16 protein-coding genes are annotated in these 15479 nt (G+C 57.3%); 7 read left to right on the forward strand and 9 right to left on the reverse strand.

The window, feature by feature from the left end:
- Positions 1-129 precede the first annotated feature (129 nt).
- From A3K90_RS05335 to A3K90_RS05375, 9 genes are all read right to left on the reverse strand, one after another.
- Positions 130-756 (reverse strand): DNA polymerase III subunit gamma/tau, encoded by a 627-nt coding sequence (locus A3K90_RS05335; RefSeq protein WP_303681531.1) that lies wholly within the window; start codon positions 754-756, stop codon positions 130-132.
- A gap of 56 nt (positions 757-812) precedes the next feature.
- Positions 813-2003, reverse strand: coding sequence for a DNA polymerase III subunit gamma/tau (gene dnaX / locus A3K90_RS05340; protein WP_303681532.1), 1191 nt, complete (start codon positions 2001-2003; stop codon positions 813-815).
- On the reverse strand, positions 2000-3283 hold the full coding sequence (locus A3K90_RS05345) for a YihY family inner membrane protein (protein WP_303681533.1): 1284 nt from the start codon (positions 3281-3283) through the stop codon (positions 2000-2002). The genes dnaX and A3K90_RS05345 overlap by 4 nt, the downstream gene beginning before the upstream one ends.
- 57 nt (positions 3284-3340) lie before the next feature.
- Positions 3341-4618, reverse strand: coding sequence for an MFS transporter (locus A3K90_RS05350; RefSeq protein WP_303681534.1), 1278 nt, complete (start codon positions 4616-4618; stop codon positions 3341-3343).
- 14 nt (positions 4619-4632) lie between these two features.
- Entirely contained in the window at positions 4633-5328 is a 696-nt protein-coding gene (purQ, locus tag A3K90_RS05355) for a phosphoribosylformylglycinamidine synthase subunit PurQ (RefSeq protein ID WP_303681536.1), read from the reverse strand.
- Positions 5329-5369: 41 nt separating this feature from the next.
- Positions 5370-5621 (reverse strand): phosphoribosylformylglycinamidine synthase subunit PurS, encoded by a 252-nt coding sequence (gene purS / locus A3K90_RS05360; protein WP_011358057.1) that lies wholly within the window; start codon positions 5619-5621, stop codon positions 5370-5372.
- Between the two features lie 30 nt (positions 5622-5651).
- On the reverse strand, positions 5652-6452 hold the full coding sequence (gene pssA / locus A3K90_RS05365) for a CDP-diacylglycerol--serine O-phosphatidyltransferase (RefSeq protein WP_303681537.1): 801 nt from the start codon (positions 6450-6452) through the stop codon (positions 5652-5654).
- A gap of 104 nt (positions 6453-6556) precedes the next feature.
- Positions 6557-7390, reverse strand: a complete 834-nt coding sequence (gene panB / locus A3K90_RS05370; RefSeq protein WP_303681538.1) for a 3-methyl-2-oxobutanoate hydroxymethyltransferase — start codon at positions 7388-7390, stop codon at positions 6557-6559.
- Positions 7387-8232 (reverse strand): lipoate--protein ligase family protein, encoded by an 846-nt coding sequence (locus tag A3K90_RS05375; protein WP_303681539.1) that lies wholly within the window; start codon positions 8230-8232, stop codon positions 7387-7389. Before A3K90_RS05375 ends, panB begins: the two co-directional genes overlap by 4 nt.
- Positions 8233-8522: 290 nt before the next feature.
- On the opposite strand from A3K90_RS05375, the gene A3K90_RS05380 reads away from it, so the two are divergent.
- The 7 genes from A3K90_RS05380 to A3K90_RS05410 all read left to right on the forward strand — a co-directional run bounded on the left by A3K90_RS05380 (position 8523) and on the right by A3K90_RS05410 (position 15476).
- Complete coding sequence (locus tag A3K90_RS05380; RefSeq protein WP_303681540.1) at positions 8523-8942, forward strand: CoA-binding protein; 420 nt, start codon at positions 8523-8525, stop codon at positions 8940-8942.
- Between the two features lie 26 nt (positions 8943-8968).
- Positions 8969-10054 (forward strand): D-alanine--D-alanine ligase family protein, encoded by a 1086-nt coding sequence (locus tag A3K90_RS05385; protein WP_303681572.1) that lies wholly within the window; start codon positions 8969-8971, stop codon positions 10052-10054.
- A gap of 7 nt (positions 10055-10061) precedes the next feature.
- Complete coding sequence (locus A3K90_RS05390) at positions 10062-10679, forward strand: hypothetical protein (protein ID WP_303681541.1); 618 nt, start codon at positions 10062-10064, stop codon at positions 10677-10679.
- 187 nt (positions 10680-10866) lie between these two features.
- A complete protein-coding gene (locus A3K90_RS05395) occupies positions 10867-12258 on the forward strand; it encodes a TolC family protein (RefSeq protein ID WP_303681542.1) in 1392 nt (463 codons plus the stop codon).
- A 10-nt stretch (positions 12259-12268) separates the two neighbouring features.
- The gene (locus A3K90_RS05400; protein WP_303681543.1) at positions 12269-13501 is read left to right on the forward strand and encodes an efflux RND transporter periplasmic adaptor subunit; all 1233 of its coding nucleotides are present in this window, start codon (positions 12269-12271) and stop codon (positions 13499-13501) included.
- A gap of 23 nt (positions 13502-13524) precedes the next feature.
- Positions 13525-14214, forward strand: a complete 690-nt coding sequence (locus A3K90_RS05405) for an ABC transporter ATP-binding protein (protein ID WP_303681544.1) — start codon at positions 13525-13527, stop codon at positions 14212-14214.
- Entirely contained in the window at positions 14211-15476 is a 1266-nt protein-coding gene (locus A3K90_RS05410) for an ABC transporter permease (RefSeq protein ID WP_303681545.1), read from the forward strand. The genes A3K90_RS05405 and A3K90_RS05410 overlap by 4 nt, the downstream gene beginning before the upstream one ends.
- Positions 15477-15479: the final 3 nt, after the last annotated feature.

Below are 15479 nucleotides of genomic sequence, written 5' to 3' on the forward strand. Positions count from 1 at the left end.
GAATCTATGGATGTCCTTGGGATTGAAATACTTGTCGGCCGGCTGCGGCCGGAAAGACTGAATATGAGGAATTTTCATCATTTATAAAACCATCAGCATGTTGAACCCCGCACACGGCTGAACACACGATCAATAGATCAGCTCCCCTCCGAACTCCGTAATGATGTAGCGGACAACCTCATTGGTGCCACTCAGTTCCTGAAAAAGGGTGAAGACACTCTTCTCCCTGGTGCAGGCATCTTTTTCCGCGTCATAACGGAAGCGGACCCGGAGCGGTTTATGATAAAAGGCCGTCAGCTTCGCTCCGACCAGGTCGGCAGCCTGAATCAGTTCCTCGCATGAGAACTTCCGGCAGGAGACAAGGTCGAGAACCCCTTTTGCATTGCAGGCCGTAATCTCGCATGACTGCAGGTGCGTCGCCAGGACTGACTCACTTCCTTTCTGGAGACTGTCGAGAAAAAGGTTCCACTCGAGGCGAAGAGCCTCTACATCTCCATCATCGCATTCAGGGGAGGCGGCCGGAGAGGCACCGCTTCCTCCGGAAACAGAAGGAAGACGGGCTGCGGGGTTTGAGACGTATCCCGTGAATTTTTTCTGCCATGATCCGAGATCGAGACCTTCATTCCGGGGCACAGGATCGGGGCGCGCGCTCACTGCAGCCAGAGCCTGTTCAGGCGGGGGATCAAGCGCTTCGGGGGGGGCGGCTGGTGGCTGCTCCGGCAGAGGAACAGGCGCAACAGAAACAGGCGGCAACACGACATGCCCGGGCTTCAGGGAGCCGATTGAGGGATCGGCAGTCTTGGGGCGGGATGCTACGTCAGGGGCTTTTTTTTTTGAGGCTCCTGCGTTATCGGAAGATTGCCCATGTCATCGGCCGGAAGGTGCAGCTCGATCAGCCGGAGAAGTGCCAGCTCAAATCGGAACTGGTACTCGAACTGGAACTTCAGTTCTTTCTGGGTTTCAAGCAGGAATGAAGCCATCTGCATGAGCTGCCGGGCGGAAAACTTGCCGGCGTCGGACTCATAGCGCTCCCTGACGGCATCAGGCCGTTCGACAAGGCGCGAGGAACGGAGGTTCTGCACCATGAGAAGGTTGCGGAGGTGCTCGATCAGCTTTTCAAGAAAATCCTGCTCGTCATAACCGTTCTGGATAACGAACTGGGCGACCTCAATCATGGCAGGAGCATCGCCGGCGGCAATGGCATCGGTGACGGCAAAAAGCTGCTCATCATCAATGTAGTTCAACAACTCCGCCACGCTCTGGTACGTGATGGCACCATCCCCCCCTGATTCAGCCGAAAAGGCAATAACCTGGTCAAGGATGCTCTGGGCGTCGCGCATCGAACCCTGGGCTTTGCGGCAAACCAGCTGCAGGGCGTCCGCCTCAACCCTTATGCCTTCGGACTCACAGATGCCCTGCAGCTGCTGCTCGATCTCGGACAGCGGAATCCGCTTGAAATTGAACCGCTGGCAGCGCGAGGCGATAGTCGCAGGAATCTTGTGCAGTTCAGTCGTGGCGAAAATGAAAATGGCATGCGGCGGAGGCTCTTCAAGCGTCTTCAGGAAAGCGTTGAATGCCGCGATGGAGAGCATGTGCACCTCATCGATGATGTAGACCCGGTATCGCCCCTTCTGGGGGCCGTAACGAACGTTCTCCCGGAGGGCACGGATATCGTCGACGCTATTGTTTGAAGCCGCATCGAACTCGGCAATATTGAGGCTGGTGCCGGTCTCGAAGTCACGGCAGCTTTCGCACTCACCGCAGGGCTCTGTAACATCGCGGAGCCAGTCGGCGTCCTCGATCATCCGCTGGCAGTTGAGGGCCTTGGCGAACACTCTGGCAGCCGTGGTCTTGCCCACACCACGCAGACCTGAAAAGATGTATCCGTGGCCGAGCCGCCCCGTCCTGAGCGCGTTCTGAATCGTGCGGGTGATATGCTCCTGCGCCGTGATGTCGGCAAATTTCGCCGGCCTGTATTTTCTTGCGATTACCTGATAACTCATACCTGCCCTTCCTTACTCCCTTCCATCAGTTGTATGAGGGGGACGTGCATGCTCTCTTCGAAGCATGCGCCGAGACGCTCCCGGACCCCCTGCAGTTGAAGTCCATCCCACAGCGCCCCGGACTGACCGAAATCTTCAGCGCCGAAATCCGGCGGAAGCTTTATGAAGAGGTCGTACAGCGTCATGACATGGAGGTCGCTCGCTGCAGCCATCCCGCCGCTGGCGGTAAGATGGACAAAGCGGCATTCAAGAAGAATATCCACAATTTTTCTTAAAGAGGAAGGGTTCAGGTGATGAAACTCCCTGAGAATTTTTTTCATGTCCAGAACAGCGCCCTCCGCACCCGATCGCCAGACCATCCGAAGTACTGCAAGCATGAGGGGTATACCCCTTAAAGGATCGAACTCCGGAACGGCCGGGCCGGAAAGCCTCCGCACCCCGAGGCAGTAGACGATTTCTGCGCCAGTCAGTACGACGACCCAGCCGAGGTAGATCCAGAAAAACAGCATAGGAATGACCGACAGGGCACCGTAGATATGCTCGTAGGTGGCCACATTGGCCACATAGAACGCAAACCACCGCTTTGAAAGCTCGAAGAGCAGGGTCGCCACCAGGGCACCGGAAAGGGCGTGCAGGAAACGGACCCTGCGGTTCGGTACAAGGAGGTAGAGCAACAGAAGGGCAAGCACGGTGATGGTGGAGGGAAGCAGGGCGAGGAGGCGGGTTTTCATCTCGAGCAGCGGGCCTTCCGTGAAGACCGTGTACCAGACAAAGGAACTTGCCGCAAGGCTCGTGGCCAGAAGCACGGGTCCGAGCGTCAGGACCGTCCAGTAGAGGGTGAAGCCCTGCAGGACCTTTCTTGGCGAATGCACCTCCCAGATTTCGTTGAGGGTGTGGTCGACGGTTGAGATGAGCACGAGAGCAACGATGAACAGAAACAGGGCCCCGAAAATGGGCATGGTGAAGGTGTTGCCGATGAAACCGGAGAAATACTCCCGGATCATCCCGCCGGTACCCGGCACGAAATTGCGAACGATGAAGTCCTCCACATACGGCTGGAGCGGGGCGAACACAGCAAAGACATTGAGGATGGAGAGCACTACGGCAAGAAGGGGAACGATGGAGAGAAGGGTCTGGAAGGCCAGTGAGCCGGCACTGAGGAATATTCTGTCGTGCCGGACGTTCTGCAGGAAAAACGAAGTGAACGAGCGGAGGAATGCCCCCGCCTCTCCGATCCGCCGGCGTATGCCGTCCATGATTCCGTTGCCGCCTGATGCCATTCGTCTCAGCTGTTCAGTTGGGCACCCTGAGGGGTACCGTTACAGGAAGATAGCAATTCAGCCGGAATCGGAGACACCCGCGCCCGAAGCACCGGCAAGACTGCTTTCGGAACGGACCCTCGTCATCAAGAGAAGTCCTGCCATGAAAAAGAGCAGGAGCGAACCAAGAGCCACCTTCTGGCTTCCCGCCCCTGCCGACACCAGGCCGAACACCAGAGGGCCTGCGATTGCGGAAGCCTTGCCGAAAGTGCCGTCATAGAACCCGAAAAACTCCGCCAGATGTGCCCGGGGCGTCAGGCGGGCCATCATGGAACGAGATGCGGCCTGCGAAGAGCCCATGGACATGCCGGCCAGCATGCCTGTTGCAAAAAACATCTCTTTGCTGTCGGAGAGAATGGCTGCCAGAATGACCAGAAACCAGATGATGAGGGTAATGACAATGGTGCGCTTGGGGCCGATCCGGTCGGTTACAAAACCGAACGCCACAGAGCCCGCAATGGCGGTGGTCTGCACGGTCATGAAAAACACGATGAGCTCTCCAGTGGTGAAATGGAGCGTGTTCTGGGCATAGATGGAGGCAAAGGCGATGACCGTCAGAATGGCATCATTGTAGAAAAAATAGGCCAAAAGGAACCGTGACAGATCGGGAAAGGACCGGATATGGGTAACGGTGTGCCGCACCTCTTTGATGGATTGTACAATCCCTTCAAAAGAGAGCATCGGGCCCTCCTTGCGGCCGGAATCCCGGAGCACGATGAAGAGCGGAGAGGCGAAGAGTGCGAAAAAAGCGGCGGCGATGAGAAAACTCAGCTGGAGGTTTCCGATGTTCGACACCGTGACCCCGCCCTCAAGCAACGGGCGGACGAGCAGCAGGATGGAGAGCGCTCCGAGGTATCCCATCGCAAATCCGTATCCCGAAAGGCGACCGATGCTCTTTTCAGATGTGATCTCCTTGAGATATGCATCGTAGAACACGAGCCCGCCCTCAAACCCCATGTTGGCAAGCACGAAAAGCACGAGCGCCAGGGCAGCCATGCCGGGCCCTGAAAACGAAAGGAGTGCGGTCGCAAGAACCGACAGCAGGGTGAAGGAGAAGAGGAATCGCTTACGCCGGCCCGACAGATCGGAAGCTGCGCCGAGCACCGGAGAGACGACGGCGACAAGCAGCATGGAAATGCTGACACCTGCACCCCAAAGGGCATCCCCAGAAGGATCTCCCCCGCAGATGACGTTCTTGAAGTAGAGCGGGAAGACGAAGGTGACCATCATCACGCTGAAGGAGGTGTTGGCATAATCAAACAGCAGCCATGCAAACACCTTTCTTCGCTGGGTCACGGTGGTGGCGGGAGTTAAAGTTGCCGGAAGAGAGAAGCAAAAAGGCGTCGTCCGTCTTCGGAGCCGAGAAGTTTTTCGCTGGCGCGCTCGGGATGCGGCATAAGGCCGAGCACATTGCCCCTGCGGTTCATGATGCCTGCGATATTGCCCACCGATCCATTGGGATTGGCCTCATCACTTATCTGGCCCTCCCGGTCGGTGTAGCGGAACACGACCTGATCATGCTCCTCGAGGCTTTCAATCACCTCGGGCGGAGCGAAATAGTTTCCCTCACCATGGGCGATCGGGATGCTGAGCACCTCATCCTCACCGTAAAGAGCCGTAAACATGGTGTTGCAGTTCACCGGACGTATAAAGGTGTCGCGGCAGAGGAATTTCTTGTCACGGTTTCTGGAGAGCGCCCCCTCAAGCAGTCCGCTCTCAAGCAGCACCTGGAAGCCGTTGCAGATGCCGAGTACCGGAAGCCCTTTTCCTGCGGCATCGACCACCTCCTGCATGATGGGAGAAAAGCGCGCGATGGAACCGGCGCGGAGATAGTCGCCATAGGAGAACCCACCGGGCAGAATAATCGCTTTTGCCCCCTGAAGGTCGTGCGAGCCGTGCCAGAGCATGACGGGTTTGACGCCTTCGAACGAAGCGACGGCATGCATGGTGTCATGATCACAGTTCGATCCGGGGAAAACAACAACCCCTATGGTGATGTCAGCCATGTGTGATAGCGGATTTTGTGGGTGAGCGAAAAAAAGTACCCTCAGGCCTTTTCCAGCTCGAATGAATAATTTTCCATGACGGGGTTCGAGAGCAGCTTCAGGCAGATCTCGTTGCAGATGCGTTCTGCTGCAAGGGCATCGTCTTCATTGATGCTCACCTCGATGTACTTGCCGATCCTTGCCGAACCCACACTGCCGTATCCGAGGTTCAGAAGGGCATGCTCAACGGCTTTTCCCTGGACATCAAGAATGGACTGGCGGAGCGTCACCTTAATCTTAGCGGTATATGCCATGGTCGGAACAGGTGGTTTATTGGTGGAGATTCAGCCGGCCCGCTGCCGCACGAGCAGCACCAGCGAGCGCAGGATACCGAGCAGAATATACAACAACATGGCAAGAAAAAAAGCCTTCGACTGAAAGACAAGAACCGAGAATCCGGCCAGGGCGTAAAGCGCCATCTGAACCGGCCTCTGGCGGATTGATTCAACGGTAGGCTTGGGAAGTGCGTCGTAATTGACCTTGCTCACCATGAGAAGCGCCAGGATTACCGACAGCCATGCAAGCACCGTCGGTATCATATCTACGGAAAAAAAGCGTTCGGACTGCATCCAGAGGACAAAGCCCGAAATGGTGAGGGCCTGGGCGGGAGTCGGAAGCCCTGAGAACGAATCCTTGCTGTAGCCGATCATGCTGATGTTGAAGCGGGCCAGCCGGAGCCCGCTGCCGATCATGATGAGTGCGCTCAGCGCGATGCCGAGCATGCCCGGCATCCCTTCAAGCCCGAACTTATAGACAAGGTATGCCGGAGCTGCACCGAAGGAAACAAGGTCAGAGAGTGAATCAAGCTCGAATCCGAAATCGGAGATCCCGTTGGTGGCCCGGGCGACGAATCCGTCAACGGTGTCGAAAAAAGCAGCAAGAATGATGAACCAGCATGCTGCGACATAACTGCCTTCGCCGGACATGACGATAGAGGTGTAGCCTGAAACCATGTTCATCACCGTGAAGACGGAAGGGAAAAACGAACGGGAGACGAAGCCGAAACGCTGCGGCCGCACAAGGGACTCCTCCGTAATGAAGGGCGGATAGCGTTTCGAAGCATCACTGTTGGGGGGATCGGCCATAGAGGGTAATCAATTCAATCATGATGATCGGCAGCCTGTATGCATGCCGAATAAAGTTACATTGTTGCGCCGGGGATATACATCCCCGTGACAGGTCGGGGGGCTCAGTAGCTTTCGTCGACCGAGGGAAATCCACCGCTCCGCACATCGTCGACATACTGCCGGACGGCCTGCTCGATAATGGTGTTGAGGTCTGCGTACTGGCGGACGAACCGGGGATGGAACTCCCTGTTGAGACCGAGAATGTCATTGACAACAAGGACCTGCCCGTCACAATCGGCCCCGGCACCGATGCCGATCGTCGGAATGGAGAGCGAACGGGAAATCTCAAGGGCAAGGCCGGCAGGAATCTTTTCAAGCACAACGGCAAACGCACCAGACCGCTCGAGTGTTACTGCATCCTCGAGCAGTTCTTCTGCTTCAGCCGGATCTTCGGCCCGCACCTTGTAGCTGCCGTATTTGTAGATGGACTGAGGCATCAGACCAAGATGGCCCATCACAGGGATGCCCGCATCGGTAATACGCCTGACGGTGTCGGCGATGGTGCGCCCGCCCTCCATCTTGACGGCGTCGCACTCATGTTCCTTCATGATCTTTCCTGCATTGCGCAGCGCATCTTCCGCCGAGAGCTGGTAGCTCATGAACGGCAGGTCCACCACCACCATTGCCCGGCTGCTTTCAGCCTGCACGCCCCGTACCACCCCTTTGGCATGGTAGATCATCTCGTCAACGGTGATGGGAAGCGTGGTATTGTGTCCCGAAAAGACATTGCTGGCAGAATCACCGACCAGGATGACATCGATGCCTGCCCGATCGAGAATCCTCGCCATGGTATAGTCATAGGCAGTAAGAACGGATATCTTCTCGCCGTTCTGCTTCATGTCATAGAGTCGCCTCGTCGTGACATGGGCTGCCTTCTGCTGTGAATTTTTGTTCATGGTGCCAAGCTCTCCGTGATGGATGAAGGTAAAAGCCGTCCGTCGGCGCCTGTTTCCCCGGGAGACCGAAGCCGTACCGGAGCACTGCCGCCATGGGTTTCAAGTGCGGCGAGCATCAGCTCCACAAGCTGCCCGTAGGATGGAATGTAACCAAGAATCTCCTCAAGGGAAACGGTTTTCCGCTCCATCTCCACCCTCAGCTCCTCTGCATCAGCAATGCCATTCTCCAGAACGTACCTGGAAAGGTCCATGTGACGGCGCGACAAGGGCAGCGAACCGTGCTGGAGCAGCACCCTTCCGCTTCTATGCTGCGCCGACCCTACCAGCTTCCGCCCGTCAACCTGCAGCTCATGACGCGCCGAGGCGGTGAAACATGCAACGGGAGCCGAGGCTCCCCGGGCGGGAAGTGTCGATCGACAGAACTCTGCATGGACACCAAGCCCTTCAAGAGCAATCCGTATAACTTCATGCACGTGACGGTACAGCTCTGCGTTCTGGCAGGGAGAGTCAGTAATAAAACTGTAGGTGAATTCCTCGCCATGCAGAACCGCCCTGCCGCCGGTCGGCCGCCTCACGACATCAATACCCTCCATCCGGCACCTCCCGGTATCGAAAAGAGAGATATCCTGATTGTAGCCGATGGTAACTGCATGGGGCTGCCAGCCGTAAAACCGCCAAAGGCAGCTCCCCTCCCCGAACTCTTTCTGGAATAGAGTGTCGGCGAAAGCCTGCATCATCCGGCGATCGAACGCCATGTTCTCCTCCCCGGTCCCGAAACCGGTGTCGATAGCCAGTACCGCTGAAAAAGAGGGATGCACGGCAGTCAGTCGTTCTTCAGACATTTATCGTTACGGACAGTATGGGGACAGCGCCAGATGGCGCCGGTCTCGATAATGCCTAAGATAGCCCAAAAAGTACGCGTCGGCAATACGCAGGACGGATCGGTCCCCCGCAACCGTCGTGGGACCCCGGGAAAACAGACGACAGGACTGATGCAGAAAAAAAAGCAGTTTCAGGTCCTTATTGTGGCCAGAACCATTGTTTGTCTCGTCCTCGAGGGGTATTTTCATGAAAAATCTGGTCTGCCCCGCACCCGGCCGCCAGCTTTGCAACATATTCCCCGGCAGATGACATGGCAACACCAGCTCCCTCCATAGAGGACATACTCGGCAAATTCCGCGTCCTGGCCATTGTCGGCCTCTCACCGAAGCCGGAACGGCCTTCGAATGCAGTGGCGCGCTACATGATTGCCGCCGGATACACCATCATCCCCATCAATCCCGGCCAGACAACTATCCTCGGACTCCCCTGCTATCCGTCCCTCAAGGCGCTGCCCCCGGAAATTGCCGAATCAGTGGAAATCGTCAACATTTTCCGTAAACCCGCAGATATCCCACCAGTCGTCGATGAAGCCATTGCCATCGGGGCGAAAGTGATATGGATGCAGCTGGGCATCACCAATGAGTCTGCGGCTGAAAAAGCCGCACAGGCCGGCATCTCCGTCGTACAGAACCGGTGCATTTCGGTTGAACACCAGCGACACTTCATTTGAACCAAGAACACCCGCCGCAGAACACCATGCACCATACAACCGTAGCCCTCCTGTTCGGAGGCCGCTCTCTAGAGCATGAAATATCGGTCATTTCCGCCCGCGCTGTGGCCGCCAACATCGACCGGGACCGCTACCGGGTTCTAGCGGTCTACATCACCCGTGATGGCAGGTGGTATGCCGGCGGAGTAGCCGAACAGATTCTCAAGCTTGACATCGCCGACCTCATCCGCACCACATCGCTTGAAGCCACAGCCGCAACCCTGCGTGAAATGGTGGCGGCATCGGCAGAACCGCCCTTCAACTTTGATTTCCGGGGTATCGACGTCGCATTTCCGGTTCTGCACGGCTCTTACGGAGAAGACGGCCGGGTGCAGGGCCTGCTTGAAACCCTGCAGGTGCCCTGCACCGGCTGCGGGGTCCTTGCGTCTGCCCTCACCATGGACAAAGCGCTGACGAAACTCGCTGCCGCCGATGCAGGCCTTGCCGTTGCAGTGTCGGTGACCGTCATGAGCCATGCCTACCGCCGTGACCCTGAAGCAACACACAGGCTGGCCGTTGCATCGCTCTCATTCCCGATGTTCGTTAAACCCGTCAGCCTCGGTTCATCGGTCGGCATAACCAAAGTGAACTCCGAAAGCGAGCTCGCTGAAGCCATCACCCATGCCTGCAGCCTGGACTCGAAGGTACTGATTGAACAGGCCGTCAAAGGCCGGGAAGTGGAAGTCGCCGTCATCGGCAATGACACCCCGGAAGCTTCGCCCTGCGGGGAAATCGAACCCGGCAGCGAATTCTACGACTACGAAGACAAATACATCCACGACACAGCGAAACTCTTCATTCCCGCCCGAATACCCGGCGATCTGCAGGAAAAGGTCAGGGAGGCTGCGCTCTGTGCCTACCGGGCGCTTGGATGCCGAGGAATGTCGAGGGTCGACTTTTTCGTCGACGAAACCACCGGAAGCATCGTCTTCAATGAAATCAACACCATCCCCGGCTTCACACCGGTCAGCATGTACCCCCGGCTCATGGCGGCTGCCGGAACCGGGTTCATGGAACTGACGGACCGCCTCATCCGCCTTGCAATGGAACCTGAAGCGGGGGCGTCCGCCTGAAAAAGCCATGCAAGGCAACAACACCACAGCACGTATCCGGAACCCCCATCTTTTTTTTGCGGAAGTGTCGCTTGACATTTCCCGGGGAGAGTACCAGATGGCACTTGAGCGCCTCAGCCCCCAACGGGAGATGTTCGGGGACTCATACCTCTTCAGTCTCCTCTATGCACGAGCGCTGCGGGGCCTCGGCAGCACCTTGAACGCCATGGACCACCTCAGGAAATGCTGTGCAATCGCGCCCGCAAATCAAGTGGCCCGGAGGGAGCTGCAGGAACTCTATACCGCACTTCCCGAAGCGGCAGGGCCGGAAAGCGAAGCACCGTCGATGGGACAAGCCGGATTCGACCGGGTGACGGCCGAACTCGAAGAGCTCTCGGAAGCCCTCCTGCACTTCGAACCATCAATGACATCGGAAACCGCCGATCCCACCCCCATCGTCGAACAGAAAATGCCCTTCTCCGACGAAGAGGCGATTGAGGTGCCCACCGAGACACTTGCCCAGCTCTTCAGCATGCAGGGCGCGACGAAAAAGGCCATCAAGGTCTATACCCAGCTCATCCGTCTGCAGCCGGAAAAAGCTGCCGGTTACATGCGGAAAATCGATACCCTGCTTGAAAAGCTCTGAGGATCTGCAGCGCTTCGACATCTCCTTCACACGGAAACTTTTCAGCCGATTTTGGCGGTAGTAATCTCCATATGTCCCATATGCTTACGGCGGCTTTGCCTGCCGTTGGCTATATTGAGTTTGAAGGGCAACAGCTTGCAGCATGAACCGCTCCGACTGCCCGTAAACCTGTAGCGCATTACCAACATTGACTTCGACACTACGCTCCTTCATCGCCGCAGCCATCATCCTTCTTGCTCCGCCCTTTACCCTGCGGGCAGCTGAAGCAGAGCCGCCGGCCCGGCTCACGCTGAAAGAGTGCGTCAGGGAAGCTCTTGCCACCGCCTCAGAGGGCAAAAAAGCAGAAAACGCCCTGCAGCTCCAGGTAACCGACGTGCTCCGGAGGTATGGACGGTTTCTTCCGGGCGTAACGGCATCGGCCACATACTCGCCTTACAGCCGGGCAAAAGCCTACTCGCCAGCTACCACTCCGGTGGATTACAAAACGACCTCAACAGAATCTGCCACTGCCACCCTGACGGCGAGCCTGAACCTGTTCAACGGCTTCAGCGACTACTCTGCGCTGCAGGCGGCCCTGAAAACAAAACGCGCCCTCGGCTACAGCCTCACGAGAGCCTATGAAACCATAGCCTACGACGTAACCCAGACCTACTACCAGGCCCTCCTCGACCGGGAACTTCAGGCAATTGCCGAAGAGGACCTGCTTGCATCGGAAGACCTGCTGAAGCTGACAGAAAACCAGTTCAGGGTTGGGCTTAAATCCATGACCGAACGCTACCAACAGGAAGCCGAAGTAGCCTCGAGGCGTCTTGCATCCATCCAGGCTGAAGCCAGAGCGCAGAGAAGCCTCCTTGAGCTCCTGCGGCGCATCAACCGGACCCCCGCCGTCCCGGTCACCCTTGCCGACGCTCCCGAAGGAACCGGAACCAAGCAGCCATACCTTCCTGCGCTTGACTCCCTCCTGACGACGGCCTTCCAAAAAAGACAGGACCTCATCGGAAGCGAACTCGAAGCACGTGCTGCCCGCTGGCAGGTCCGTGAAGCCCGGGGCCAGCGCCTGCCATCCCTTGATGCCACCTGGACCCTCTCGAGCGCTGGGACCCGCTACCTCAGCGGATCAACCATTACAGATCCTACGCCGACCCTCGACGACCAGCTTGAGCGTTCCATCGGCCAGTCGGTCTCCATCGGCCTCAGCTGGACCATTTTCGACGGATGGCAGACCGGGTACCTGGTGCAGTCCGCAAAAATCGGCTGGATCAACAAGTCCCTCGACTACAACGACCTGCGTCGCGACATTGCAATCGATCTCGGTCAGGCATATAACGACTTCCGCTCAGCCCGGATGCAGACGGAAACCGCCCAAATAAGCCTGAAAGCCGCACAGTCCGCATATCTGGCGGTCAGAAAGAAATACGAGCTCGGTGCTGCTGGGTTCGTCGACCTCTCCACCGCCCGAGCCGCACTGTTCAGCGCCCGCTCAAGCCTTACACAGGCGCGCTACAACCTTGAGCTCCAGAAGAATGTGATCGCCTATGCCACCGGCACCCTTGAGCTGCCCATGAATCCCCAACCCTGAAAGAGAACCGATGAACACGAAAAAATCGTCCACGAAAAGAAACAGACTTCTCCTTACAGGCGCCATAGCCGCTGCCGTGCTCTCCATTCTCGGCGCACTCTTGCTCGGCAGGGAAAAGCCGGTTGAAGTGACGATTGAAAGCGTTTTCCGAAAAGAGGTCATTCACCTCGTGACGGCAACAGGCAAAATCCAGCCCGAAACCGATCTGGCAATCTCCCCTGACGTCTCGGGTGAAATCATTGAACTCCCGGTCAGCGAAGGCCAGCAGGTCAAAAAAGGGGCACTGCTCTTCAAGATCCAGCCGGACGTTTACATCAACCAGGTCGAACAGAGTCTGGCACAGCTCAATCAGGCAAAGTCGCTGAGCCTCGAAACCCGCTCGAAACAGGTCAAGGCAGAGGACGATTTCCGCAAGGCATCCATCCTTTTCAAAGAGAAGCTGATCTCCGAAAGCGACTACATCTCGGCCAAAACCAATGCCGAGGCATCGCGTGCGGCCTACCAGTCGTCACAGTATGCCATCGCCCAAAACCGCAGCCTGCTCGACCAGAACCAGGACCGGCTGAAAAAAACCGTTGTACCCGCACCCATCAGCGGTTCCATCATCGCTCTGCAGAGCAAGCTCGGTGAGCGTGTCGTCGGTACAGGGCAGTTCCCCGGCACCGAAGTGATGCGACTTGCCAATCTGGACAGCATGCAGGTTGAGGTGGAAGTGAACGAAAACGATATCGTCAACGTGCGGGTCGGCAATCCCGTCTCGGTGACCGTCGATGCTTACGGCAAAAGGGTCTTCCGGGGAACCGTACACGAGATCGCGAATTCGGCCATTTCAACGGCAGCCGGCACGCAGGAAGAGGCCACCAACTTTTCAGTCAAGGTACGCATCTTCAACCACGAACGCCTCCTCAAGCCCGGCATGAGCGCAACGGCGGACATTGAATCCGAACGGGTACCCGATGCTCTGGTCGTGCCCATCCAAAGCGTGACATTGAGGACACCAAAGGCTGAAAGCGGAAAGAAAAAAGAGGACGCGCAAAAAAAGCATCAGGAGGAAAGCCGGCAGGGGGTTTTTGTATTCAATAACGACCGGGTCCGTTTCGTATCCGTCGCAACCGGAACGACAGACAATACCCACATTGTCATCACCGGAGGGCTTAAGGAGGGCGATCGGGTGGTCTCAGGCAGTTACACGGCCATCAGCACCCAGCTTCAGGACGGAGAGAAGGTCCGACTCGTTCGCTAACAAGAGAGAGAACACAACGCCCTATGCCGTCAAATGCAGTCATCACCATGCAGTCGCTCTCGAGGTACTACGAAATGGGGGACCAGATCGTCAAGGCGCTCGACCAGGTCAGCCTCGAGTTCCTGAAAAACGATTATGCCGCAATCATGGGTCCCTCCGGCAGCGGCAAATCCACCCTCATGAACATCATCGGCTGCCTCGACACGCCAACCTCCGGAACCTACGACCTGAACGGCCAGAATGTCGCCGACATGGATGATGACGAACTCGCCCGCATCAGAAACCGTGAAATCGGCTTTGTGTTCCAGACCTTCAATCTCCTCCCCCGCCTCAACTGTCTCCAGAACGTTGAGCTTCCCCTGATATACGCCGGCATCGAACCGTCCGAGCGCAGGGAGCGGGCCGAATCGGCGCTTACGCGGGTAGGACTCGCCGACCGCATCACCCACCGTCCCTCAGAGCTCTCGGGAGGGCAGATCCAGCGTGTCGCCATCGCCAGGGCGCTCATCAACAAACCATCAATCATCCTGGCCGATGAACCGACCGGCAATCTCGATACCGCCACAAGCCACGACATCATGGACATCTTCGGCGAACTCTCCGGGGCGGGAAACACCATTATCCTGATCACCCACGAGGAGGATATCGCGCACTGCACATCCAGGATCATAAGGCTTCGCGACGGAAAGATCGAAAGTGACGAACGGCGATGAACGACGGCATGCACCGCTTCCGCTATGAATCGGCGGAAAGTTTCAGGATGGCCCTGTTCCAGATTAGGGACAATAAGATCCGCTCGTTCCTCACCGCGCTCGGCGTCATCATCGGCATCGTGGCTATCACGATGATGGGAACGGCCATCAACGGTATCGACAGCGGCTTTGAACGGAGTCTGGCCATGCTCGGCTACGATGTCGTCTATGTACAGAAATCGTCCTGGAGTACCATGGGCCAATGGTGGAGATACCGCAACAGGCCCGACTTGAAAACAGGCTACAGCGAAACCATCAACCGCATTATCGAAAGCAACCCCCGCTCCGAGCTCTCGGTTGCCGTCCCCCAGATATCCACCTATCAGGCATCTGTGCGATACCTCGGCCAGACGGTCGAGCAGGCTTTTGCGCTCGGCACCAACGAGGATTACCTCCAGACCGCATCCGGCGACCTTTCCGAAGGACGGTTCTTCACCCCCGGTGAGGCGGCCTCAGGCGACCGTGTTGCCGTCATCGGCGACGACATCTCGAGTGGACTTTTCGGTGAAACATCTGCTGTCGGACGTACCATCATGCTGAAAAACACCCGGTTCAGGGTCGTCGGCACGTTCCGCAAACAAGGGAAGTTCCTCGGGCTCTTCAGCTTCGACAACCAGATCATCATGCCCCTCGGCGCATTCGAGCGGGTCTACGGCAAAAACGCCTTTGTCACCATGCGGGTGAAGATCCGTGACCAGAGCCGCGTCGCGGAAGCAAAAGAGGAGCTCCTCGGCATCATGCGCCGTATCAGGCGGCTCGCCCCCGGAATGGAGGATGATTTTTCCATCAACGAACAGAAGGCGTTCAAAAGCCAGCTCGACCCCATCAAGAACGGCATTGCCGCAGCCGGCATTTTCATCACCGGCATGTCGCTTTTCGTCGGAGCCATCGGCATCATGAACATCACCTTCGTCAGCGTCAAGGAAAGGACCAGAGAAATCGGCCTCCGCAAGGCGCTCGGGGCCAGACGGAAAACCATTCTCATGCAGTTCCTCATCGAATCGGTGATGATCTGCCTCATCGGCGGATTCATAGGCCTCCTGACCTCCCTTGGAATCACGCTGGCCATAGGCAGAATCGTACCTGACTTCCCGGTCAGCTTCTCACTCGGTCTTGTGACGGCTGGACTCGTCGTCTCCGTGGCCACCGGCATCGCTTCGGGTCTTGCACCAGCCGTAACGGCATCAAAACTCGATCCGGCCGACTCCCTCCGCCATGAATAAGAA

This window comes from Pelodictyon luteolum (genome assembly GCF_001622165.1).
Classification (GTDB): Bacteria; Bacteroidota; Chlorobiia; order Chlorobiales; family Chlorobiaceae; genus Chlorobium; species Chlorobium luteolum_B.